The sequence below is a fragment of the Anabaena sp. CCY 9402-a genome (genome assembly GCF_963920945.1).
Classification (GTDB): domain Bacteria; phylum Cyanobacteriota; class Cyanobacteriia; order Cyanobacteriales; family Nostocaceae; genus Trichormus; species Trichormus minutissimus.
The window spans coordinates 1-22709 of the sequence record NZ_CAWUDL010000024.1; the positions used below are offsets into that span (position 1 = coordinate 1).

Sequence of the window (22709 nt, forward strand, 5' to 3'; positions counted from 1 at the left end):
CGTCGCTAATCTTTTTGTATATCCTTTACTTTTATCTACAAAATCCAGTTTTTCATTAAAGACTTTTTTACACTTGTGACATTTAACCTCAAGTTTTACTTCACCCATACATAAGCCGTTAATTTTGGGAGGTGCATCGATTGGGCTTTGGCAAATACCGCGATCGCGTTTATAAATGTGTTGCCTTGTAATTTCCCATTGTTCTAGAGGTTGTCGTCGCCACCAAAAAATAGGCAGCTTGGGATGCTGACGACGTTGTTTTATTTGTAGATACAGACTGCTTGATAACATGACATGACAAAACTTGACTTAACAGAACGTGACTCAACAAAACTAGACGCAACTGAACTGGACACAACAGAACCAACCATGTATTTAGAGAATGGTAAGCCCAGTCACTTCAAAACGCCCATAACCAATGCTCTGTCTCCCATCACCAACACCTACTAGAGTTCCAGCGTTGATGATCGCTGTCTCTAATGACTTTCTATCAACAACTACAGAATCCCAAAGAATAGTAAACGAACATTGCCATCCAGGTTTTACAGCAACACGATAACGAATGTTCCTCGCCTTAGTGGATGGGTTACGTACACCAATTACTTCGACGTAGGTATCTGGTAGTTTCTCGCTTTTGATAGTTCCTGCTTCAATTACTTGAGGTGGATCAGGTAACTGAATTGGCCCGTCGCCACTACAGATATAAATTTGGTCATCCATAACTTGCAAGGTGCTGGCAATGTCTGCAAGTAAGTTACTTTTGCCCCGTTTCACAGTTTTACCGCCATATTTGATGCAGCCGAAAAAGTATGTTGGGAGTAGAAATAATTGGCGTTCTTCATCCATGAGAACTGTCTTTTTCCACTCATTGGGACTATGGCCAGCTACACCATCTTTTTCTTTAGCTTCTAATGGCAAAGCATCAATTCCAAAGTGGTGTATGGCAAGTGTTCTAGTTCCTAGAATTGAGACTTTAGCTTGCAGAATGTTGTCCATATTCAGACAGTAGGTGTAAATTCAGCAGAAATTACGGGAGTATGTTTCAGCTTGAAACCTCCTTGCTTGAACTTAATTTGCTAGTTGGCAAAAATTAACCTTGAGTAGCGAAGCGATCGCCTGATCAATAGTTTTCAGTTTGGTATCCTGGCGATGGCGTTCCGCCCACCGGATACCGTTGGCGAATTCATTAAAAGGGTGGTTTTTGGAACTTTTGTTGAGGGATTACCACGGTGGCATAAGGATTTCCAGCGTTAAAAAACATTTCGCCAACGGTATCCCACCGTAGGTGATCGCCCAACTTCACAGCAGGCTGAGTAATGCCATAACAGGATTTTTGATGCTGGTATGTGATCGCGGATCACAAAAATGTGGTTTATTCGGATCGCTAGGATCGCTAAATACGGATCATTGATATTGTTGATTTCAAGCAGTTAGGTTTTGCTGTTCTAACGGCACATCGAAAATAAGTCTAAAACTGACACTGGGGATGAGTCGGCGTAAAACTTGTAGATGAGCTTCTGCGTCGCTGCGGCGACGAAAACGAGCGACAATCCGGTTCTGCATATTAGGTAACAGCCGAACTATACACCAAGGACTGAGCTTTTCAAGGTATGTCATCAAATTCTCCTGGTGATTATCTGTAATTTCCAAGACAAAAGCCAGCCTACTGTGAAGGTGGCTGGCAAGAAATATCATTTTGATATTGCAATTAAATGCCGTAGGGGCAGGTTGACAAATAACCTCATTTATCCTCAAACATATCTATGAACCCGCCCCTACTTTCGTCTGGGAAACACAGGTTCTGCAACAGTTCTTGGGGAATTTCCTCAAAGTGTTCCAGCAAAAAGTTCATCAGTGCTAGGTGGCGTAAATCGGCTGGCATGGGGCGACGGTAGTTTTTACCTCTTGCAAACCAGCGTCTAACAGTGGACAGGGAACGAGAGCAAATCTGAGCAATTTCTTCGTGGTTCACCTGCCATTTGGCGTAAAACTGTTTGGGAGTCATACCTAACTGACAATAACTGTAGAGTTGCATCAAATCTTGCTCTCGCTGTTGGAGTGGATGAGGATTCATCAGTATGTCTCCTCGCTGATTGGTTCTAAATCTTCTTCCCAAGCAATATCCGCAGATGTCCAAGCTGCACTAAGGCTATCTTTACTCAACCAAATCAGGTAACACCAACTCCAGCAGCAACGGTGGGAAGCAAAGCTATAAAATCGACCTATGACAATACCCCAGTCAGTATCGCTTTCATTACTAAGCCAACGCAGGCGATCGCCATATAAAAATCTGGGTGTCTGGGCTACATCAGGAAAGTTAGCGGGAAGCTCAATAGATGCGTCTGGGTATTTCAGGTTAATCAAACCTGGGGCTATATCTTGGTGATTGTGCCTGATGAGATTGAGATAAGCGGCAATCAATTTTCCATTGATGCTATGAGTTAACGCAGAAATCAGAATTGCCGCTAGAGTTTCTATTTCTTGCTGCTGGAGTTGCATCCAGGTGCTCTCAAAGTCAGCTTCAGAGTAGTTTTTGAGCTTGGCTAGTAATTCGGTGATGCCGAAATCATCTAAGGCTTGTTGATAAGCTCGGTGTTCTTCTGTTTTATAGCGAACAGGGTTTAACATTGTATATGACTCCTGAATAGAGGGGCCAAAAGCCAGCTTGAGCCGTAGGAAAGTTCGAGGCTGGCTTTTGACTTATCAGTAATTATACATAAATATGATGTATTGCTATGTTAATTTATGCGTCTTAGTGTGTTTAATAGAAAAAGACACAAGATAGCTTATGATGGTGATATGGGAAAAGTAACTGTAACTATTTACATGGAAGAAGTAGACAAAGAAGCCCTGCAACAATTGGCTGATGCAGAGGAGCGTTCTTTATCTCAAATGGCAGTGTTAATTTTGAGACGAGCGATTAGACAAGCTCAGAATGATGGGACTATTACACCGAAATAATTTGTAGTTGGTTGAAAAGGCGATCGCTTCTATACAAAACCTACCCCGCATTTTTTACAAGCAGTAGGGGCGGGTTAACCAAGATAGTGGTGAATGATTGAATCATATCTGTGAACCCGCCCCTACAACCTCTGGAATCCATCATTGGCGATCGCTTCTCAACTAGGAAAGTGCGTAGGCGTAGCCAGTAGCAGAGATCATCTGATACCAATTCGTAATTCTTCTCAGTAAATTAACTGGCAAGCCAAGATTCCAAAAGCAAAGTTTCTACTTGCTGAATCCGTCGAAAATCATTGTCTGTGGAAACTACAGTGAGATTATAGTGAATTGCTGTGGCTGCAATCCAAAGGTCATTATCTCCAAAACCAAGGGCTTGCAGGTTGAAGTTTCGACGCTGGGCTTTTTCTTTAGGCCCGAAAGCTTTCACCAATTTGCCTTTGAGATTGCCATAAACCTCAGAAATTGAGAAATTGACGGGATAAATATCGATTGTGTCTAAAAATACTCTGACCTGCTGAAGATTGGCGACACTGCGATCGGATTTTGCTGCCATGTATAGGAGTTCTCCACATACTACGACACTGGTAGCAATTCCTGCTTCGCTATGAAGCTGTAGTTGTTGGATCAGGTTAGAATCACCAAAAATGATGCGGCTACAGTGATTGGTATCAAGCAAATACATTAGAACTCTGCTTGGGAACGGGTGTCATAAACAAGCTGAAGGCATTCCTCGAAGTCGTTTCCTTGCCATGTTTTTGCAAACTTGAGTAAATCTTTGGCTTTAGAACCACGCAAAATCGGCTCTCCTTCTGTTTGAGCAATTTCTTGAGATAAAGTCTGAGGTTTCTGTTCTCTGGTTTTGAGATATTCGAGATAATCAAGGGTTTGCTCTAAAATCGAATCTGGTACTGTTTCGATCGCTTCGATGAGTTTTGCTTTGATTGAGGTCATGGTTGGCTTGACTGTTAAATGTCAGGGCTAATATTTTAATTTTGCCTTATCGTCAGTCTAAACGCGGTTTGTAGGGGCGGGTTCACCCAGATCATCATTAATCATTGAGCATATTTGTCAACCCGCCCCTACGGAAAATGGCTATTAGGCTGTTAATACCTGTTTTGCTGCGACTTCCATCAGTTTCTCGCTGCTGTCTCGCCCTTGTTTTAGTTTGGTTTCTAGGGTATCGCAGAGAGACATCAGGCGATCGCACTTCTCTACAATCCGTTTTTGTTCTGCAAGCGGGGGAAGCGGAATTGGGAATTTTGCAATGTTACCCATACTTAAATTTGCTCTGGCACTATCAACCTGCTTATCGAACATGAAACTGATACAAACAGGACTGTTGAAGAAGTGAAGTATGTAGCGAAGCTCAATAAATTTTTCAGGTGAAATAAATCTTATCAAGCACACTGCCTGGTTTATATTTGCAATATCATCTCTATCAAATATCGCAGTACGACCAATTGATGCGCCTACAATGTTCATTAAAATATCGTTCCGCTTTAGTATTGATCTTGGCTCTATTTCATTAAACTTTGCTTCGACAAATTTAGGTTCAGTTACATTAATTACATAATTTTGAACATTTTCGCTTGTTATAAAAAGTGTGCCAGAGCTATCCTCAACATAATTTATTCCCTGCCATTTGGGAGAAGATCCCTTAGTAATCACTTCAACAAGTGAACCTAATCTAACCCACTCCCAGGTTTTTGGAATTTGATAAGGTAAGTTATTAAAATCAATAGCAGGCAATGAGTCAATTCTTTTAATCTTTTTCTGATTTATTAAATTTTCTTTCTCAGTTTCAACTTTTTTTAATAAAACTGAGGCGGATTCATCATTTGGATCTTGACGCACAAGTTTACCCTGCACAGCTAACTGCAAAATCGCCTGACGTAGTTTAGGAATTGTTTCAGGGATGCTGTAGAGTAAGTCAAAATTATTGCAAATGCGCTGCCAGTGTTGGCGGAACTCTTCGGGATTTTGGGAGGTGAGGAGTTGAGCGATCGCACTCTCATTCATCCTCAAAATGCTCTCTTGCCTTTGCTGCTGGCGTTTTTCGATTTCGTCGCAGGTTGAGAGCAGGCGATCGCACTTTTCTACAATGCGTTTCTGTTCTTCTAGAGGTGCTAGTGGAAAAACCATATTATTGACAACCCCTGCATTAATATTTGGTGCTTTTCTCAAACTAGCAGCAAAATTCATCCACAAAGGTCTAATTAATTTGATATATAAGTGTAAATATTTAGCATTAACATATTTATTAGGATAAATTCCACAAACAGATTGGTTAATAGTTGTTTCTATACCTAATAAACCTGACTTTCCGATAGTTCCAGCACCACCATACAAAGCTACACAAACTGTTCCAACAGGATAGTATTTGAGGTTGCAATCTAAAACTGCCTGCTTGGTAATTTTTTCTTCACAAGTTAATACTGTTTCATTATTTAAATCCGTCGTTTTTACCCAATATTCTGTTCCATTCTCAAAATATTTATGATTCGTTCTATTAGGTGTTGTCCCACTAGAAATTAGAAAAAGTTCACCAATTCTAGCCCACATCCATTCTTTGGGAAGTTCAAAAAGTATTTCATTATGATGAATCGGTTTGAAATCTTTCGGTTCTCTAAAGGTTGTCTCTTCTAGTAAACGCTTTCTCTCAAATTTGATTTCTTTAAAAATATCGTTAACTTTAACATCGCTAATATCACGCTTAGTAAGCTTACCAGAGAATGCTAGCCGCATAATGATTTCCTGCATTTTTACAACTGCATTCGGCGCATCAGTCAATAATTCAAAATTTTGAAAAAACTTATCTACTTTCATTTAAACGGATTCACAATTTGTAATTGACTATCTACTACTAACCCATCCTGCATATCTTCAGAATAGAGAATACTTGCTCCCGCAGCTAAAGCACAAGCAACAATTAAACTATCCCAAAAAGAGAAATTATATCGACTGCGGAGGTTAGAAGCAGATTCAAAAATAGTTAGGTTAAACTCTACCACAGTGCAGCGACGATAAAGCGACTGAATCACAGCTTTAACTTGCTCCTCATTAAAGGCTGCTTTTTTCAGTAAATTGTTAGAAATTTCATTGACAACCTGTGTACTGATAATTATTCCTTCAGCATCTGTAATAGAAATAGCAATATTACGCTTTCTTTCTCTTTCTGCTACTTCTATTTTTTGGTCATCCAACAAGCGATAAAGCCAAACATTTGTATCAACGAATGATGCACCAGATATCATAATTAGCGATTGTAAATTTCTTCCCGGTTGAGGAATCCATCCACCTGCACAGGATTCTGTGTCAATTCATCAATTATGTCTCTTTGTCGAGATGACTTTTTATTTACTAAAACAATTACTTTAATATCATCTCCTTCACTGAGTTCTTGTTTGTACTCATCAGGAATCTGAATTAAACCATTTTGAATCTTTGCTTGAAATTCAACTGAATTTAGCATATTTAATTCCTTTTATATGGAGAATATAAATCAATTCTAACCGCATTTTTTTATCACTCATCTCTCTCCAATGCTTCCATTAATTCAGACTTCAATTTACTCCGCACCTCACCCAACTCAGCCATAAGCTTTTGATGCGCTGCTAACATCTCATCTAAATCAGCGTGTTCTACATCAACTTTGTGAGGATTTTTAATATCTAAGTTGTAATTATTCGCCTTTAAATCTGCAATTGAAACTTGCCAAGCAAATTCATTTTCCTCGCGGTTATCCCACCATTCTTGCTCCGGTGCAAACTCCTCAAAGCGAATCGGCTTAGTTTTCGAGTATGACTTATACCCTGCTGGGTAAGGGTGTTCATAATACCAAATCGTTTCTGTCGGTTCACCTTTTGTAAAAAATAGCAGATTAGTTTTAATACCTGTGTAGGGATTAAATACGCCATTTGGTAAGCGCACAATTGTATGCAGATTGCAATCTTGCAGCAGTTTTTCTTTAATCCGCGTCTTCACACCTTCCCCAAACAGCGTACCATCTGGTAAAACTATTGCGCCTCTACCGCCTTCCTTGAGTAAATGAGCAATCAGCACCAGAAACAAATCTGCTGTTTCTCGTGTGCGGAAAGTAGCGGGAAAATTATCTTCTATTCCATCTTCTTCCATCCCACCAAAAGGCGGATTAGTAATAATTACATCCACCCGTTCTTGAGGACTGTAATCACGCAAAGGACGTGCCAAAGTATTATCATGTTCTGCTTCCGGTACATCAATACCATGTAAAATCAGATTCGTTACACAAAGGTTAAAAGGTAACGGCTTTTTCTCAGTCCCGCGAATCGTCCGTTGCAGAATTTCTGGAACATCAGCACTTTGAAAATATTGGCGAATGTAATCAATTGCTGCTGTTAAAAAGCCACCTGTACCACAAGCCGGGTCAAATACAATTTCGCCTAATTGCGGCTTAATTCTATCGACAATAAACTTTGTTACCGCACGGGGAGTATAATATTCTCCGGCATTTCCCGCACTCTGCAAATCTTTGAGAATCTTCTCGTAAATCTCGCTAAACTGTTTTTTCTGGTCTTTTTTATTAAAATCAACTTCATTGAGCTTATTAATTACTTGGCGGATGAGAGTACCATTTTTCATATAGTTGTAGGCATCCTCAAACACCTTACCAATCATCTGCCCACGGGCATCAGTTGCCGTAGTTCTTAGTTCTTTGAGGGTTTTAAATAAAGCATTATCGACAAAATCTAGTAAACCATCTCCTGTGATACCTTCGGAATCTGCTGCCCAATTTCGCCAACGCAAACCTTCAGGAATCGGAGATTTATAATTATCTTCTAACAGTTCATATTCTTCTTCACGGGCATCAAAAACCTTGAGGAATATCATCCAAACTAACTGGTTAATGCGTTGCGCGTCACCATCAACGCCCGCATCTTTCCGCATGATATCTTGAATAGTCTTAATTGTAGTGCTGATTGACATAATTAATTTTGTAGTTTTGTAGCTAGTGTTATAGCTGAGACTACGACACCTTCCGAGATTTGCTGTGCTTTAGTCTCAGCCACAACGCCCCTTGTAATTTTTGCAAGGTAATGCGATGTCTAAGACAAGCAGCTTTAGGTTTACGCATTGTGAATCGATTCAATCACATTGTCAGGCGATACAATCGCATTGCGAATCGATGCAATGCCATTGTCAGGCAATACAATCGCATTGTGACTCGATGCAATGCCATTGTCAGGCAATACAATCGCATTGTGACTCGATGCAATGCCATTGTCAGGCAATACAATCGCATTGTGACTCAATACAGTGCCATTGTCAGGCAATACAATCGCATTGTGACTCAATACAGTGCCATTGTTAAAGGACTTATCCTTTATAGGGCAGCTATATCCCCAAGCAAGTCGGAGATGTGACCAAACTCACCTAGAAGAGACATCATATCCTATTCAAAGATTTAAGATACTCGATATAATTCTTCTTTGAGAACAGACAAAGCTTGTAAATAAGCTTGCTTACCACCGAAAATACGAATTATCTCTAAGGGAGTGCCTAAATCGCTGATTGGTTGCACCTTTAACACATCTAGACTTTCAATATCTTCAATCCCTTCATCTGCATACTTATCTAACAAAGCATTTAAAACTGTTCTGGCTTGCTCACCATAGTTGCTAAAGTAGTTACGCTTGCGGACATTGTTTGCTCTTTCCTTCCGTGTTAGTGGCGGTTGGTCAAAGACAACATGACAAATCAAATCTAATGGGTCAAAATCCTTACCAATCTCTTTCTCTAAAGCTTCCAAAGGTACACCCAACTCTTGTAACTCTTGGATAATAGCTTGCTTCTGCTCACTAGAGTGCCATTGCTTCAAGAAAGCATCTAACGAGGCGTACTCCTGACTAACTGTTTTGCGAGTATAGTCTTTAATCGATTCCGTAATCAGCTTACCGTCCTTACCGTGGTATTGCTCTCGAATAAAAGCAACCGCCACCTCTTCGTCTGCAATTACATACTTCTCCCGCCTTTGCTTGCGGGTAATCTCACCATCAATGACTACCTCATCGTCTCCATTATCGGGCGGAACAATTGGATCAACTGGCTTAGGCTGATAAATTTGTACAGGTTCACCATCAAAGTCAGGGTCAGCAAATAACACCGTCGCTTTTTTAAAGTCCATAATGGTGAAGAACATTTTGCCATAGTCTTCATCAATGCGAGTCCCGCGACCAATAATTTGCTTAAATTTAGTCATTGACAAGATGCGCTGGTCTAAAACAATCAATTTGCAGGTTTTAGCATCAACACCAGTCGTCAGTAACTCAGAGGTAGTAACAATCGTAGGATATTTACTTTCGGGGTCAATGAAATTATCCAATTCTGCCTTACCCTGAACATCATCCCCAGTAATTCGCATAATATAGCGGCTACTCTCCGCCATCAAATCAGTATTTTCATTCACCAACGCCACCCGCATCCGTTCTGCGTGGTCAGTCGTCTCACAAAAAATGATAGTTTTGGCAAAGCGATCGCTTGATTTGAGATAATCAGAAATAATCCGGGCGACTAACTCGGTACGCTTCTCTAAAACCAGAGTTCTATCAAAATCTCGCTGATTAAATACTTGGGCAGGAATTTCTTTACCATATTTATCTCTTTGTCCTGGCTTGGGTTTCCATCCACTCAAGTCTTTATCAAAGTCAATGCGAATAACTTTGTAGGGAGCTAAAAAGCCATCTTCAATCCCTTGTTTGAGCGAATAGGTAAAAATTGAATCGCCAAAATAAAGACTATTAGAAACTTCTTCGGTTTCCCTTGGGGTAGCAGTCAAGCCAATCTGCGTTGCACTGCTAAAATATTCTAAAATATCTCGCCATGCCGAATCTTCAGATGCGCTTCCCCGATGGCACTCATCTATAATAATTAAGTCAAAAAAACCTGCTGAAAACTGCCGATAAATGTTTTTCGCCTCTTCATTTCCCGTTACCGCCTGATACAGGCATAGATAAATTTCGTAAGATGTATCTATCTGTCGCTGCTTAATTTTGGTCATTTTTGAGCCAAAGGGTTTAAAGTCATTAACTCTAGTTTGATCAACCAAAATGTTGCGGTCTGCCAAAAACAGAATACGCTTTTTCGCCCCTGACTTCCACAACCGCCAGATAATTTGAAAAGCTGTAAAAGTCTTACCCGTACCCGTCGCCATCACTAACAGAATGCGGTTTTCTCCTTTAGCGATCGCTTCAATTGTCCGGTTAATAGCAATCTGTTGATAATAGCGTGGCTGTTTTTTGTCAGGACTGGGATAGTAATCTTGAGCAACAATCGGCTGAATGTCGGAGTTAATTCCCTTCCAATCACAGTATTTTTGCCAAAGTTCCTGCGGTGTCGGGAACTGGTCGAGGGGGATTTCTCGCTCTCGCTGTCCCTCGGTGACTGTACAGTCGCACATCATAAAAGCGTCGCCATTGGAGCTAAAGATGAATGGTACATCAATTAGTTCACCAGTTGCGATCGCCTGTTGCATTCCCGCACTGACAGAGTGATTATTATCTTTAGCTTCAATTACAGCCAGTGGTACACCGGGTTTGTGATACAGCACATAATCAGCGCGTTTCTGCTCACCTCGACTAGTAAGCTTACCTCTTACAATCACCCTACCTTTTGTCAGCGTCACTTCCTCTCGAATCTGAGTGTTGATATTCCAGCCTTGATTAACTAGAGCAGGCGTAATGTACTTTGTACAAATGTCACGTTCACTCAAGGATTTCTTGTCAATGGCTTCTGACATAAAAGGGTTGATTTAGAGTTTAGACAGTGAAATTACATAGCCTACCGTAAATAATGTTTAGGTATGTAACTTGTATTATCCTATATATCAGCCTCTCGATGTCAAATTAGCTACTAATTGTTTATGGATGCGTTGGTTTAGCGGGCTGCTGCTACTGTACAATAGTGTGCGATCGCCCAAATGCAATCTTACTTTCTGCAAAGTCAAAATAAGCTGCAACTATTGTAAACAAAGCATTTTATATACCCTGTAAATGAGAGTTGAAATTAGATGATGAGACGACTTTTCTCCGTTCCCAATCATCTGCGAGAACAACTTCCCACCCTGACGGAAGATAATAAGCAAATCCTCCAACAGCAAAGCATTAGCCAAAATTTCCCAGGAAAAATTCTGCGGGATTTTCAAACCATCCTAGAATTTCTCCAACCAGACGGCGTTGAAGTCAGCAGCACATATCACCAATTCTCTCTCAAATACCTCCAGCAACTCAATTCTCGATTGAGTTACCCCATTGAAACTAACCTCAAGCGTCCCCAACAAAAATCCTACCCCTACATTCACGGGTTATACTTTGTCCTTCGCACATCTGGACTGTCTCAAGTTATCACCCAAGGCAAAAAAACCAAATTAGTTTTAGACGAAAAACGCCTCAAAATTTGGCAAGGCTTCAACCCAACTGAAAAATATTTCACACTCTTAGAATCCTGGCTACTTTGGGGAGAAGGCGAACTCTTAGGCGAATCTAGAGACATATATAGACCATTATTTCGCTGCTGCCAATTTTGGCGAGAAATTCCAGATGAAGGTTTAACCGTTAACAGTTACCAAGAACAAGATAAATTAGTCTATTATCCAGGCTTCCACAATCTTAGCCTGTTGCATTTATTTGGTTTTCTTGACCTCACTCCAGGAGAACCAAAACCCGCTAAAGGATGGCGTATCACTACTGTAAAACGCTGTCCTTGGGGAGATGCCATTATAGGTTTGCTCTCTGAAATTTATGATGAAATTGAACGACAGCCAGAAGATGAAGAAATATCTCTAGATTTCCACATCACCTTTGAAAAACTCAAACCATATCTCCAGCAATACTTTCCTGAATGGGAACAAACCTTAGTCATCGCCAACGGAGAGTTTAAGCAGGCAATTTATACTTTTAAAGTGAAGCTATTAGACGCTTGGCGACGCATAGCCATTCCTAGCGACCTCAATTTGGATCAAGTTGCGGCCGCAGTTGTCGAAGCATTTGATTTTGACTTTGAACATCTTTATCGGTTTATTTACAAAGACCATATAGGACGCATTTTTGAATTTACTCATCCCTTTGTTGATATTCCACCTAACACCAACGATTTCCGCTTAGGTGAATTACCGCTTGAGGTAAGAAATCATTTGCAATTTACCTTTGATTTACTGGATGAGTGGGAGTTTGATTTGCAGCTAGAAAAGATTGAGCCTGCCAATGCCAAAATGAAAAAGCCCAAGATTCTTGAATATCATGGCGAACCACCAGCACAGTATGGTGAAGAGAGAGAAGACGAGGATTAGCTTTACTGCGGTGATGGGCTATCCTTTCACTTCTGTCACTGATTGAGTCTTATTCATCTTTTAGTAATTCTTATCTTTGGCTACCAAATTACATCAACAGGATATTGTGTGATTTTCTTATCTACAGTAATTATGGGCATTTTTTCCACTTGACTTTGAGCGATAATTATTCGGTCAAAAGGGTCTTGATGTAAAGCAGGTAGATTGACGACTTGTAAAGCGTGATTCATGTGAATAGGCAAACTTTCAAATCGATTTATAGTCAACCGACTGGGAATGTAAGTTTCTGGTGGCTCTGGTAAATTTAATTTACCCAAACGAACTTTAATTACAATTTCCCATGCGCTTGCAGCACTAAAAAATAAGTTATTCCCTGGGTCAGCAATTATATTTCTAGCTGTAGATGAGAGTCGGTTATCGTCAATAACCCACCAAATAAACGTATGGGTATCAAGTAATGCTCTCATGCTTCTGCGTCTGTTGGGTTGATAAAAGCATTTAGCACCTCATCGGGGAGGGGAGCATCAAAGTCTGGGGAAATTGTTACCTGACCACGGTCTAAACCTGGAATTCGAGGTAATTTCTGTTCAGCAATTGGGACTATACGCGCGATAGGAGTGCCTGCTTGAGAAATAATCACTTCTTCTCCTTCTAGCACTCGACGGAGTAGTTCAGCAAATTCAGCTTGATCTTCTGGAATTTCTAGGCTGTACATATATAGTTAATGACAAGGATATTAATATCCTGGCATAGAGTTGTCATGGTCATCGGACATTAGAAACCTGTCAGAATTCGCCATGCGATGGCGTAACCGCCCAGCGTAGCTGATCGCTCTTACCAAATCAATGTTAGTGAAAAAGTGGGCGATCGCCTAATCATATATTTTGAAGCTAAGTTTTTTTTGCTGAATCATTACTAAGGCTGCTTGACTTCACAGGTAGTTAACCCCTTAGCCCTTTTCACAAATTTATCGTCAAAAGTGTAAAATTCTGCATGATTCTGACTGTGCGCTAGATGAAAAGCGTCAGCAAAATCTAAGCCTAATTCATGCCATTGCAACGCCTGAAACACTAGACCAGAATTACTCAGATGGACATTTGGCAACCCAAACAGTTTTCTTAACGCTGTACAGATTTCAACAGGTTTAAATTTATAAGCAAACCTTAGTACCCACTCAATTTCTAGAATTACAGTATCTGGTATAAAAACATTTTGGTTTTGAAAAATTTCTAGACTCTTTTGGTACTGTAATTTATCATCTTGAGTCAATAGACGCACAACTATATTAGTATCAACTGCCACCATGCCATGATTCCTCAATACCTTGACGGATGGCATCATTCATATCTTCTAAAGACTTGGGTGCGCCTTGGTATTTTAAGCAGCCTGCAACATCATTTAATGTAGTTTCTGCAAAGGGTTTCTTGGGTTTGAGAAGAATCCCATCACCCATATTAATTGCTATTAATTCCTGTCCGATTTTCCAGCCTGAAGCCTTTAGCAATTCTTCGGGAATAATTACTTTGCCCTCGCCGGATACTTTTGTGACTTCCATATATTGAAACAATTTGATGATTATAAAATCAAGACTTGTTTGTATTGTATTTTTAATTTTACATTTTTTATTCTTCTAGTGCGTCAGCTTAAGTTAAGCCTTTAAAGGCTGTGATGTTCATGCGTTCATAAGGGCGATCCCTCTTACTATATCAGCGTCAGGTCAAGGGTAGTGCGATCGCCTAAACATCGCTTCCGTTATCATTCCAGATTTATTCTCCATATTCCACCGCACCTAATGCTTTAAGGGTGGCTTTTTCAGCTTCGGTTAAGCCTTTAACGCCTATTATATTCATACGTTCATAAGGTCTTTCAGGTATCAGGGTCGATATACAACAACCTGTTTGTATATCCCAAAGTTTTATTGTTCCATCTTCACTACCGCTAGCCAAAATTTTTCCATCAGGGCTGAACGAAATAGATACTACCCAGTTAGTATGTCCTTCTAAAGTTTTAAAACACTCACCTGTATAAAAATCCCATAGTCTAATTGTTCTATCGTGACTGCTACTGGCGATAATTCGACTATCTGGGCTAAATTCCACAAACCTTGCGTCACTGCTATGTCCTTGCAAAGTTTTGATACATTCACCAGTGCTTATATTCCATAGTTTTACTATTTTATCATAGTTACCACCACCACTTGCTAATATTTGTCCATCAAGATTAAAGCTAACTGACCAAACCCAATCAAGATGTCCTTGCAAAGTGTTGATACATTTACCCGTACTAATATCCCATAGTTTTATTGTGTTATCTTCACTTCCAGTAGCTAATAATTTGCCATCATGGCTGAAAGCGATAGATTTTAGCCAGTCTGTATGTCCTTGTAAAGTTTTAAAATGTTCACCAGTAGAAATATTCCACAACTGAATTGTTGTTTTGTCAGCAAAAGCTAGAAATTGACCATCTGGACTGAACACAGTCGGTAAAACCCAATTACTTTTCGCTTCTATAGTTTTTAGACAGCTACCATTACGTATATTCCAAATTTTTACTGTTTTATCTGAGCTTCCACTAGCTATAATTTGTCCATTTGGGCTAATAGCAATAGATGACACCCATGCTTTATGACCTTGTAAAATTTGGAAGCATTTGCTTGTATTGATATCCCATAATCTTACTAAAGTGTCGTTGCTACCACTAACTAAAGTCTTACCATCAGGACTAAAAGCAACAGATAATAGTAAATGGTGGTATCCTTGTAAAGAACGTAAACAATCGCCAGTATTAATGTCCCATAATCTTACTGCTTGGTCATCACCAGCACTGGCTAAAATATGATTTTGTGGGTGAAAGCTGACAGAACGTACCCAATTAAAATGACCTTGTAATATTTGAAAGCATTTACCAGTTTGTAAATCCCATAACCTTACTGTATTATCACCACTGCCAGTTGCGATTATTTGACCAATGTTATTAAATGCTACTGACCATACTGTACCAGTATGCCCCTCTAAAACTTTTACGCATTTACCTGTATCAATATCCCAAAGCCTTGCTGTATGATCCCTACTACCACTAGCAAGGATTTTACCGTCAGGGCTGAAATTAATCGACCTAATTCTATTAGTGTGACCATGTAAAGTTTGAAGACATTCACCTGTATTGATATCCCACAACTTTACTGTTTGGTCTTCCGCACCGCTAGCAAGTATCAGAGTATTAGGACTAAAAGCAACACAATATATTCTATTAGTGTGACCATGTAAAGTTTGAAGACATTTACCTGTATTGATATCCCACAACTTTACTGTTTGGTCTTGGCTGCTACTAGCTAGTATTTGGCTATTAGGGCTAAAAGCAACAGAATATATTCTATCAGTGTGTTCATTGAAAGTTTTAACGCATCTACCTGTGAGGATATCCCACAACTTTACTGTTTGGTCTTGGCTACCACTGGCGAGCATTCGACCATTGGGACTAAAGGCAATTGTTCGTACCCAATCAATATGCCCTTCTAAAGTGGACAGCCGTTTACAATCTATAAATTGCCATAAGTAGATTTCCCCATTAGCATCTGCTGTAGCAAAAATCCTTCCGTCTGGACTAAATGCTACTGACAAGACAGTGCCTAATACCTTAGTGAAAATAGAATTGCTCAGATTAGCTTGAGAAAAATTGACATGATGTAAAGTTGCTTCGGTCAAATCAGCTTGTAAAATTACCGCTTGAGAAAGGTCAAGATGATTTAATGCAGCCTTATCTGCTTTTACTAAAACAGTTGCCGCATTCCCACCAACATAGCCAACCTCATCCTCACTTCTTCTCCTTGTCCCCTTAATAACTTTAATAATTGCCTCTGTTGCTTCAAGATCAACCATCGGCAAAAGTAAATCCATGACAGCTTTGGTAAGTGGCGTTTTGCCAAAAGTTTCCCTCAACTTCTCCAAAGATTCACTTATAAATGCCTTAAGTGGTGCGATCGCCTCACCACTCCTTTGACGCGAAAAATAACTAGACCAAGTATAATCAACAGGGACGACGCTTTTATCTACAAGCGATTGCGCTTGGGCCAATTCTGTAAAATCGCTAGATAACACCCCCAACTCTGCCGCAAACTTATACGCCACAAAAAACTCTAACAGTGACCTATGAGCCGGAGTGTAGTCACCATCAGCATTACGGACAAGCATCGTCTGTCCCATCATGTCATAATGCCAGTGATCTAAATCTTTCTCTTCTTGCACAACAGAATCAAATAAGCGACGAATACGTTCTGGGAACAAGCGATAATTAAGACTCATTTGGTCAGTAGACAACATCTCCCAAGACAGTTCGCATAAAAAGTACAACTTATCTGCCAAGGAAGTAAAAGTACGTTCTGCCTTAATATCTCGTTCCATCTTGCGCCGCACTGCATACAGATAAACCCGTGACATATCAATAGGTTTACCGGACTCAATATCTGGCAATGCTTCCAAAATTAAATCAGTCATCACTGGACGACGGGCTAAGTCTAATAATTGCGAATTGCCCATGACTTGTTCAACTGTGGCTGGTTCAGCTTGATATAACAACACCTGCCGAATTTGCTCATCGTTGAATTTCTCCAGTTCCAAAACTTCAAATTGTGGTGTTTCCCCAGTTAATTTGTTCGTAGAGGCTTGTAGTTCTGCATTGAGTAAAGCACGTCCTTCTTTCGCCTCTGGGAAATGTTCAGTACGGCAGGTAAGGATAACTTTAGAACCTGGAACTACTACCTTTGCCAGTTCCCAAAAATTGTTAATCATCTGTTGGCGGTCAACTTTTGCTGCCATTTCGTCAAAACCATCGAAAATGAGCAGCAATTTACCCATGCGGTTGAGTTGGTCAAAAACTTCGCTATTTAAGCGGATGTTGTGTTGAGTAAAGAAAAAACCCGCCAAAACATTTTCTACATTTAAAGCCTTGGCAAAGTCACGCAGGGTAATTACTAAAGGTAGACGGGGACGTTCAACACCACGTTTTTGAGCATCTTTGTAACGTTGCAGTGCTGTCCAAGCATAGTGAAAGACAAACCAAGTTTTACCTGTACCAAATTCTCCCAGAATGGAAATATGTTCTTTAGCAGGGTCATCCAGCCAAAGGTCGATATAGCCATCAATCCAACCGTCTTCTGCTTCATAACGGCTGACACCAATTCGCCGCTTAGTTACTGGATCAATTTCTTCTTTAGTACAAGCAAGCGGGACATACTTTAGATCAATCTTTCGGCGTTTGATTTCCGCTTCTAACCAGTCGAGATAACCAGTAAAGTCAGCATCTAAATCAATCAGTTCGTCAAATGTAAAGCAGTCAAGGTGACGATTTTCTTCTTTCTTGACTTCATCCCTAGCTGCACGGGAAATCCGACGGGTACTTACCAACCAGCCTTCATCGGTTTTTTGTTCATTAACTGATTGACGCAATGCTATAACATCACTCAGTCTCACTTCTCCCGCAACACCTCGTACAAGAATGCGGTCATAACTGCGGCGGACTGGAACGGTGATAATCCATTCAAAATATTCTTCTGCCCAGATTTCATATTTTTCCAGGCGATAGCCCAAGGTTTCAAACCATCCTCGCATTTGTTGGGCTAAGGCGATCGCTCTACATTGATTTTCAGTGGCAGTTCCGGTTAATGCTGGATAATTCTGGGTGGCTAATCGTGCCATTTCTGTCCGAATGCCTTCCAGTGTAGGTAATCTCTCCAGTTGTTCTTGAATGTTGGTAATCCTGTCATGTAAAGAACCTATTTGCCAACTCATCAAGACATCAGCAGGTGTACGACTGCGTTGTGCAACTTCACTAAACACAGTCACAAATGCAGCTACCTCTCGTCTGACATCCAGTTCTAAATTTCTGATTTCATCACCCAATGTATAGGCATCAAGAAAAGCATCAACTTCAGAAAGGAGAATCGAAGAGTTATGATGTTCTAATGCTTGACGACAAGCCTGCTTAATGGCTTCTTGTCGAAATAATTCGAGAAATGGTTTTGGTTTACCTATGCCGTATTCTACTAAGGCATAGGCGTAAACACCACTAAAATCGGCTGGTGGATGCTCTGGATCAAGGTGAAATTGCTGGAGTAACTTAATTACTGTCTCACTACGCAGAATTTTTTCTTTAATCAAAGGATTGGCAATGCTAGTAACTGCGCTGATAATTAGATCCAGGTTAATTAAGCTCATTACGACACCCCGAAGATACAGAACTATCTTGCTAAATAATGCTTCAATACTATTACAAGGTATATTTGAGCTATAAAAGTTTTCTTTTATACTTTCTCAAGCATTACCTGATTGTCAGTTTGAAGGTTTATAGGTAGCAATGGCGCAGAACGCCCAGCCCTCTGTAGGTGGTAGCAGTCACAAAAATCTCTAATTTGTTGTGTTAACGCCATTTGTAATAGAGTAGTAGAACCATGCGATCAATAAAAATGAGAGCATTGGCGATCGCCCAAATTCAATCCTACTTTTCTAAAACCCATATACATATTTCATTATTTCTGTCAATAGTTCAACCTTAATCAGAAGTCAAAAAGTCAGGAAATTTTAATATTGTTCTGTTGGGTGTAAATTGGGTGTAGAAATTGTACAAATAAGCTGAAACTGTTGTAAATAAAGGATTTTATATAGCCTTCCAAGCTATTAATGCGGGTTCGATTCCCGCCGCCCGCTTAAAACGTGAAAACCTTGTAAGGCTTACCTTACAAGGTTTTTTTGTGTTTATAAGATAGCTAATTCATAGTACCTAAGTACCATACCCAAACAAAAAATTGGGTCTGTTTAGGGTAAATTGGGTGCAGCGAACAAATGTACTACAATAAACTAAAAATAGTTAAATATGTACACCAAAACACATTTATATCTTCTAAAGATTTGGGTGCGCCTTGATATTTTAAAAAACCTGCAACGTCATTTAATGTAGTTTCTACAAAGGGTTTCTTGGGTTTGATAAGAATCTCATCACCCATATTAGGCGATCGCTGCCTCATTTCAAGAAAATAGCCTTATGGTTGATTGGGTCAAAAGCCAATCACTTGCTCTTATCGTGACCTGTCTTGGTGATGGCCATGACGGTATTTGGAATATTGTCCACGATTTTGCTCCCGAACACCAGCGTCGGGAGGTACTTGATTGGTTTCATCTGATGGAAAACCTACACAAGATTGGCGATTTGTTACATACTTATGAATTTTCCCTACGACTTACTTGTATCGACAATAATTTCGTTGAATTTGCCGATCTTATTTTTAAATTAATTGGCTCATGTTTATTCCTAATGCACTGTTTTGTAAGGAAACTTTTTAAAAATTTATTTATCAAATATACATTAACAAGCTCATCTATGTCCTGAAAATACATTGATAACCTCCTCTTAACCTAAATCAACTAAATTTATTTTCCGTACTATCACAGAAGTCTTCAAAATTGTTCAGACTTATAATTTTTGTCGTATCGCCAATAAATATTATATTTTTCTAAAAAAGCAGCTATGAAACGGCGTAATTTAATTAAGTATTCATTCTTGTTTATTACTGGTTGTACAGCAAGTACAACTGCTATTAATAATGGTTCAGGACAATCATCGAATTTACCTGAATCACTAAAATTTGCCGTTACAGATGTCGCTGGAATTGATGATTTAAAACGAGATTTTGGAGAATTTTGTACTGTATTAGAAGAAGTATTAGGCATCAAAATAGAATTATTCCCTGTAGAAAACCCCACAGCAGCAGCACCAGCATTATTATCAGGGAATTTAGATATTGCTTTTGCAGGTCCATCAGAGTACCTAATTTTACATTCTAGGGCTAAAGCTGTTCCTGTAGTTGGTGTGAAACGTAAAGAGTACCATCCTATTTTTGTTGTGCGTGCAGATAGTAATATTAAAAAATTAGATCAATTAAAAGGCAAAACAATTGCCATGCGTCAAGTTGGCTCAACTTCTGGACATATTGCACCTACCAGTTTACTAATAGAAGCAGGATTAGATCCCAAAACTGATTTCAAAACTGTCATGTTAGATAACAAAGGAGGAAAAGCATTAAAAACAGGTAAAGTAGATGTTTGGGCTTTATCATCTGATAGATACAAAAGTGTTCTAGACTCTGAGGGTTTATTAGAGAAAGATTTTAAAATCATCCTCAAAGGCCCCGAACTTCCTAGTGATGTCTTTGTTGTTAGTAATCAATTAGCATCTAGCTTTGTAGAAAACTTGCGATCGCAGATGCTGAAAAATCAAGACAGGCTCATTCAAAGTATGGTAACTGCTCAGGCTAATCGTAAGTATGTAGGCAGTCAAATGACTATAGCAAATGATGCTGATTATAATATGATTCGTGAAGTTTATCAAAAAATTGGACAAGACAGTTTCTTAAAGTAGTTTAATGATGTCCGGTTTAAATTAATGACAGATGTTTTCCTCAATAAATTAAGAAAAAGTTGTTTACGTCTATTAAGTGGCTTTAGCTATAATTGGAGCATCACTAAAAAAATCGGTTATAGCTATACTATTGTTATTGGCACTACTTTAATAGGCATAATTAGTGGTTCATTAATTGCATATTATTATGAATTAGCAGCTTATAAAAAATTAAATTTATCCTATCAGCAGCAATATCTTTTAAAAGATTTAGAAAATGACGTAACTAGAGCTAGACTACATCCTCAAAGATTAATACCTATCCTGGATAATTCTGTTTGGTTAGAGTTTGAAAAAAATAGATTTTTGGCAGATGTTAATCATATTAACCAGCAATTATCAGAAATAGAGAATTTTGCTAATAATCATTTCCAAGATTTAGCAATGAATTCTCAAACTTTATTTAATCTATTAAAAGCGTATAAAGAAGATGTGGAATTATATAATAAAAATATTCAACTTTTCTGGGAAGAAATAGAATCCAGAGAATCAAACGATTTACCCTTAAACAAGCTCTTAGCTTTTTTGAAACAAAAAGAAATTATTAATATTGACGTTGAATTTGAGCGGAAATCAGATGAATTAACTCAAATGATTGTCTATGCAGAAAAACAACAACAGCAAGCCAGTAATAGTTTTAATAATGCGCGGACTTTAAGATTACAGTTGATTGGCATCAGTATATTATTATCTACTGCGATCGCAGCAATGATTGCTTTGTTAACCAGTCGTTTAATTGCTCGTCCCCTACAATCAGTGACAAACATTGCCAGAAAAATTACTCAAGAATCAAATTTTCGACTCAGAGCTAATATTAATAGTCATGATGAAATAGGAACTCTAGCAAATTCTTTAAATCAATTAGTAGAATGGGTGGGCGATTATACTGAGGCTTTGGAAATTTCACGCCAAACTTTAGAGCAACGAGTAGAAGAACGCACCCATGAACTCCAACAAGCTCACCATACTTTAGAACAGCGAGTAGAAGAACGTACTCAAGAATTAAAAATAACTCTCAAAGAATTACAAGAAACCCAAGGACAACTTATTCAAACAGAAAAAATGTCATCCCTTGGGCAAATGGTTGCAGGTATAGCCCACGAAATTAATAATCCTGTTAATTTTATTTATGGCAATATTGAATGTGCAGATGGTTATATCAATGATTTACTACATTTAGTAAACTTATATCAGCAACAGTATCCTGATCCAGATTTTATTATTGCAGACACAATAGAAGAAATTGACCTCAACTTTATTAGCAAAGATTTAGTAAATCTCCTCGCTTCTATGAAAATGGGCTCTCAACGTATCAGAGAAATTGTCTTATCTCTGCGTAACTTCTCCCGTTTAGATGAAGCTGATATGAAAGATGTAGATATTCACGAAGGTATTGATAATACTCTCTTAATTCTTAATTATCGGCTGAAATTTGGAGTTCAAGTAATTAAAGAATATGGAAAATTACCATTAATTGAATGTTATCCAGCGCAACTCAACCAAGTTTTTATGAATATCATTAGTAATGCAATAGATGCTTTACTAGGTTACAGTAACCAAATTAACAAACAAATTACTATATTGACAACTAAATTAGATAACAACCATATCAAAGTACAAATTCATGATAATGGGCCGGGAATCCCACCAGAGATTATCAAAAGATTGTTTGACCCTTTTTTCACAACTAAGCCAGTCGGCAAAGGTACAGGTTTAGGCTTGAGTATATGCTACAAAATCATTGAAAAACACCAAGGTAAAATAGAGGTGTTATCAGAACCATCTCAAGGTACTGACTTTATAATTATCTTGCCCATTAAAACAGAACTTAATTAGTAACCTAATTAATATAGGACTTACGCACAAATTACGGAATAACGTGCGCGTAGCGCATACCACAGAGACGCAGAGAACACGGAGAAATAAGGGGTTGAGAGAGTTTTTGCGTAAGTCCTGTAATATTTGCTATCAAAAAGAG

Annotated in this window: 22 protein-coding genes and 2 pseudogenes; 6 read left to right on the forward strand and 18 right to left on the reverse strand. The window is 39.0% G+C overall.

Annotated elements, in window-relative coordinates; genetic code table 11:
• From ACM0OR_RS10975 to ACM0OR_RS10995, 5 genes and pseudogenes are all read right to left on the reverse strand, one after another.
• Positions 1-291, reverse strand: a pseudogene (locus tag ACM0OR_RS10975) (hypothetical protein); the annotation flags it as partial.
• An 84-nt stretch (positions 292-375) separates the two neighbouring features.
• The gene (locus ACM0OR_RS10980; protein ID WP_414576239.1) at positions 376-996 is read right to left on the reverse strand and encodes a hypothetical protein; all 621 of its coding nucleotides are present in this window, start codon (positions 994-996) and stop codon (positions 376-378) included.
• Positions 997-1422: 426 nt separating this feature from the next.
• A complete protein-coding gene (locus ACM0OR_RS10985) occupies positions 1423-1617 on the reverse strand; it encodes a hypothetical protein (RefSeq protein ID WP_190406094.1) in 195 nt (64 codons plus the stop codon).
• A gap of 124 nt (positions 1618-1741) precedes the next feature.
• Positions 1742-2074, reverse strand: coding sequence for a helix-turn-helix domain-containing protein (locus ACM0OR_RS10990; RefSeq protein WP_414576240.1), 333 nt, complete (start codon positions 2072-2074; stop codon positions 1742-1744).
• Positions 2074-2628: a hypothetical protein gene (locus tag ACM0OR_RS10995; RefSeq protein WP_414576241.1), complete on the reverse strand. Its 555-nt coding sequence runs from the start codon at positions 2626-2628 to the stop codon at positions 2074-2076. The genes ACM0OR_RS10990 and ACM0OR_RS10995 overlap by 1 nt, the downstream gene beginning before the upstream one ends.
• A 117-nt stretch (positions 2629-2745) precedes the next feature.
• Between ACM0OR_RS10995 and ACM0OR_RS11000 the strand changes: the two genes are divergently transcribed.
• A complete protein-coding gene (locus tag ACM0OR_RS11000) occupies positions 2746-2961 on the forward strand; it encodes a ribbon-helix-helix domain-containing protein (protein WP_414576242.1) in 216 nt (71 codons plus the stop codon).
• 232 nt (positions 2962-3193) lie between these two features.
• Here the strand turns inward: ACM0OR_RS11000 and ACM0OR_RS11005 are convergent, their stop codons facing one another.
• From ACM0OR_RS11005 to ACM0OR_RS11030, 6 genes are all read right to left on the reverse strand, one after another.
• Positions 3194-3643 (reverse strand): type II toxin-antitoxin system VapC family toxin, encoded by a 450-nt coding sequence (locus tag ACM0OR_RS11005; RefSeq protein ID WP_323268843.1) that lies wholly within the window; start codon positions 3641-3643, stop codon positions 3194-3196.
• On the reverse strand, positions 3643-3912 hold the full coding sequence (locus ACM0OR_RS11010) for a hypothetical protein (protein WP_323268844.1): 270 nt from the start codon (positions 3910-3912) through the stop codon (positions 3643-3645). The genes ACM0OR_RS11005 and ACM0OR_RS11010 overlap by 1 nt, the downstream gene beginning before the upstream one ends.
• 144 nt (positions 3913-4056) lie before the next feature.
• Entirely contained in the window at positions 4057-5787 is a 1731-nt protein-coding gene (locus tag ACM0OR_RS11015) for a restriction endonuclease subunit S (RefSeq protein WP_414576243.1), read from the reverse strand.
• On the reverse strand, positions 5784-6215 hold the full coding sequence (locus ACM0OR_RS11020) for a PIN domain-containing protein (protein WP_323268846.1): 432 nt from the start codon (positions 6213-6215) through the stop codon (positions 5784-5786). Before ACM0OR_RS11020 ends, ACM0OR_RS11015 begins: the two co-directional genes overlap by 4 nt.
• 2 nt (positions 6216-6217) lie before the next feature.
• The gene (locus ACM0OR_RS11025; protein ID WP_323268847.1) at positions 6218-6433 is read right to left on the reverse strand and encodes a hypothetical protein; all 216 of its coding nucleotides are present in this window, start codon (positions 6431-6433) and stop codon (positions 6218-6220) included.
• A gap of 53 nt (positions 6434-6486) precedes the next feature.
• Complete coding sequence (locus ACM0OR_RS11030) at positions 6487-7926, reverse strand: N-6 DNA methylase (RefSeq protein ID WP_414576244.1); 1440 nt, start codon at positions 7924-7926, stop codon at positions 6487-6489.
• Positions 7927-8036: 110 nt separating this feature from the next.
• Here ACM0OR_RS11030 and ACM0OR_RS11035 point away from each other — a divergent pair, with 110 nt between their 5' ends.
• Positions 8037-8363 carry a hypothetical protein gene (locus ACM0OR_RS11035; protein WP_414576245.1) on the forward strand — a complete coding sequence of 109 codons (327 nt, stop codon included), beginning with the start codon at positions 8037-8039 and terminating at the stop codon, positions 8361-8363.
• Between the two features lie 41 nt (positions 8364-8404).
• Here the strand turns inward: ACM0OR_RS11035 and hsdR are convergent, their stop codons facing one another.
• Positions 8405-10735 carry an EcoAI/FtnUII family type I restriction enzme subunit R gene (gene hsdR / locus ACM0OR_RS11040; protein ID WP_414576246.1) on the reverse strand — a complete coding sequence of 777 codons (2331 nt, stop codon included), beginning with the start codon at positions 10733-10735 and terminating at the stop codon, positions 8405-8407.
• A gap of 270 nt (positions 10736-11005) precedes the next feature.
• Here hsdR and ACM0OR_RS11045 point away from each other — a divergent pair, with 270 nt between their 5' ends.
• A complete protein-coding gene (locus ACM0OR_RS11045) occupies positions 11006-12283 on the forward strand; it encodes an IS1096 element passenger TnpR family protein (protein WP_414576247.1) in 1278 nt (425 codons plus the stop codon).
• Positions 12284-12363: 80 nt separating this feature from the next.
• Here the strand turns inward: ACM0OR_RS11045 and ACM0OR_RS11050 are convergent, their stop codons facing one another.
• The 6 genes from ACM0OR_RS11050 to ACM0OR_RS11075 all read right to left on the reverse strand — a co-directional run bounded on the left by ACM0OR_RS11050 (position 12364) and on the right by ACM0OR_RS11075 (position 19301).
• On the reverse strand, positions 12364-12750 hold the full coding sequence (locus tag ACM0OR_RS11050; protein ID WP_414576248.1) for a type II toxin-antitoxin system VapC family toxin: 387 nt from the start codon (positions 12748-12750) through the stop codon (positions 12364-12366).
• Positions 12747-12998, reverse strand: a complete 252-nt coding sequence (locus ACM0OR_RS11055) for a type II toxin-antitoxin system Phd/YefM family antitoxin (protein ID WP_414576249.1) — start codon at positions 12996-12998, stop codon at positions 12747-12749. Before ACM0OR_RS11055 ends, ACM0OR_RS11050 begins: the two co-directional genes overlap by 4 nt.
• Positions 12999-13198: 200 nt before the next feature.
• Positions 13199-13588 carry a type II toxin-antitoxin system VapC family toxin gene (locus ACM0OR_RS11060; protein ID WP_414576250.1) on the reverse strand — a complete coding sequence of 130 codons (390 nt, stop codon included), beginning with the start codon at positions 13586-13588 and terminating at the stop codon, positions 13199-13201.
• On the reverse strand, positions 13575-13838 hold the full coding sequence (locus ACM0OR_RS11065) for an AbrB/MazE/SpoVT family DNA-binding domain-containing protein (RefSeq protein WP_414576251.1): 264 nt from the start codon (positions 13836-13838) through the stop codon (positions 13575-13577). Before ACM0OR_RS11065 ends, ACM0OR_RS11060 begins: the two co-directional genes overlap by 14 nt.
• Positions 13839-14049: 211 nt before the next feature.
• Positions 14050-18495 carry an NACHT domain-containing protein gene (locus ACM0OR_RS11070; protein WP_414576252.1) on the reverse strand — a complete coding sequence of 1482 codons (4446 nt, stop codon included), beginning with the start codon at positions 18493-18495 and terminating at the stop codon, positions 14050-14052.
• A gap of 629 nt (positions 18496-19124) precedes the next feature.
• Entirely contained in the window at positions 19125-19301 is a 177-nt protein-coding gene (locus ACM0OR_RS11075; protein WP_414576253.1) for a hypothetical protein, read from the reverse strand.
• On the opposite strand from ACM0OR_RS11075, the pseudogene ACM0OR_RS11080 reads away from it, so the two are divergent.
• From ACM0OR_RS11080 to ACM0OR_RS11090, 3 genes and pseudogenes are all read left to right on the forward strand, one after another.
• Positions 19286-19480, forward strand: a pseudogene (locus ACM0OR_RS11080) (ISKra4 family transposase); the annotation flags it as partial. The gene ACM0OR_RS11075 and the pseudogene ACM0OR_RS11080 overlap by 16 nt on opposite strands.
• Before the next feature lie 321 nt (positions 19481-19801).
• On the forward strand, positions 19802-20692 hold the full coding sequence (phnD, locus tag ACM0OR_RS11085) for a phosphate/phosphite/phosphonate ABC transporter substrate-binding protein (protein ID WP_414576254.1): 891 nt from the start codon (positions 19802-19804) through the stop codon (positions 20690-20692).
• 24 nt (positions 20693-20716) lie between these two features.
• Positions 20717-22567: an ATP-binding protein gene (locus tag ACM0OR_RS11090; RefSeq protein WP_414576255.1), complete on the forward strand. Its 1851-nt coding sequence runs from the start codon at positions 20717-20719 to the stop codon at positions 22565-22567.
• Positions 22568-22709: the final 142 nt, after the last annotated feature.

What these genes read in the sequence shown, in the direction of transcription:
- ACM0OR_RS11010 (WP_323268844.1), bottom strand. Translation starts at nt 3,912, where the DNA reads ATGACCTCAATCAAAGCAAAACTCATCGAAGCGATCGAAACAGTACCA.
- hsdR (WP_414576246.1), bottom strand. Translation starts at nt 10,735, where the DNA reads ATGTCAGAAGCCATTGACAAGAAATCCTTGAGTGAACGTGACATTTGT.
- ACM0OR_RS11030 (WP_414576244.1), bottom strand. Translation starts at nt 7,926, where the DNA reads ATGTCAATCAGCACTACAATTAAGACTATTCAAGATATCATGCGGAAA.
- ACM0OR_RS10995 (WP_414576241.1), bottom strand. Translation starts at nt 2,628, where the DNA reads ATGTTAAACCCTGTTCGCTATAAAACAGAAGAACACCGAGCTTATCAA.
- ACM0OR_RS11065 (WP_414576251.1), bottom strand. Translation starts at nt 13,838, where the DNA reads ATGGAAGTCACAAAAGTATCCGGCGAGGGCAAAGTAATTATTCCCGAA.
- ACM0OR_RS11050 (WP_414576248.1), bottom strand. Translation starts at nt 12,750, where the DNA reads ATGAGAGCATTACTTGATACCCATACGTTTATTTGGTGGGTTATTGAC.
- ACM0OR_RS11070 (WP_414576252.1), bottom strand. Translation starts at nt 18,495, where the DNA reads ATGAGCTTAATTAACCTGGATCTAATTATCAGCGCAGTTACTAGCATT.
- phnD (WP_414576254.1), top strand. Translation starts at nt 19,802, where the DNA reads ATGAAACGGCGTAATTTAATTAAGTATTCATTCTTGTTTATTACTGGT.
- ACM0OR_RS11035 (WP_414576245.1), top strand. Translation starts at nt 8,037, where the DNA reads ATGCGATGTCTAAGACAAGCAGCTTTAGGTTTACGCATTGTGAATCGA.
- ACM0OR_RS11015 (WP_414576243.1), bottom strand. Translation starts at nt 5,787, where the DNA reads ATGAAAGTAGATAAGTTTTTTCAAAATTTTGAATTATTGACTGATGCG.
- ACM0OR_RS11045 (WP_414576247.1), top strand. Translation starts at nt 11,006, where the DNA reads ATGATGAGACGACTTTTCTCCGTTCCCAATCATCTGCGAGAACAACTT.
- ACM0OR_RS11005 (WP_323268843.1), bottom strand. Translation starts at nt 3,643, where the DNA reads ATGTATTTGCTTGATACCAATCACTGTAGCCGCATCATTTTTGGTGAT.
- ACM0OR_RS11075 (WP_414576253.1), bottom strand. Translation starts at nt 19,301, where the DNA reads ATGAGGCAGCGATCGCCTAATATGGGTGATGAGATTCTTATCAAACCC.
- ACM0OR_RS11055 (WP_414576249.1), bottom strand. Translation starts at nt 12,998, where the DNA reads ATGTACAGCCTAGAAATTCCAGAAGATCAAGCTGAATTTGCTGAACTA.
- ACM0OR_RS11025 (WP_323268847.1), bottom strand. Translation starts at nt 6,433, where the DNA reads ATGCTAAATTCAGTTGAATTTCAAGCAAAGATTCAAAATGGTTTAATT.
- ACM0OR_RS11060 (WP_414576250.1), bottom strand. Translation starts at nt 13,588, where the DNA reads ATGGTGGCAGTTGATACTAATATAGTTGTGCGTCTATTGACTCAAGAT.
- ACM0OR_RS10990 (WP_414576240.1), bottom strand. Translation starts at nt 2,074, where the DNA reads ATGAATCCTCATCCACTCCAACAGCGAGAGCAAGATTTGATGCAACTC.
- ACM0OR_RS11000 (WP_414576242.1), top strand. Translation starts at nt 2,746, where the DNA reads ATGCGTCTTAGTGTGTTTAATAGAAAAAGACACAAGATAGCTTATGAT.
- ACM0OR_RS10980 (WP_414576239.1), bottom strand. Translation starts at nt 996, where the DNA reads ATGGACAACATTCTGCAAGCTAAAGTCTCAATTCTAGGAACTAGAACA.
- ACM0OR_RS11090 (WP_414576255.1), top strand. Translation starts at nt 20,717, where the DNA reads ATGACAGATGTTTTCCTCAATAAATTAAGAAAAAGTTGTTTACGTCTA.
- ACM0OR_RS10985 (WP_190406094.1), bottom strand. Translation starts at nt 1,617, where the DNA reads ATGACATACCTTGAAAAGCTCAGTCCTTGGTGTATAGTTCGGCTGTTA.
- ACM0OR_RS11020 (WP_323268846.1), bottom strand. Translation starts at nt 6,215, where the DNA reads ATGATATCTGGTGCATCATTCGTTGATACAAATGTTTGGCTTTATCGC.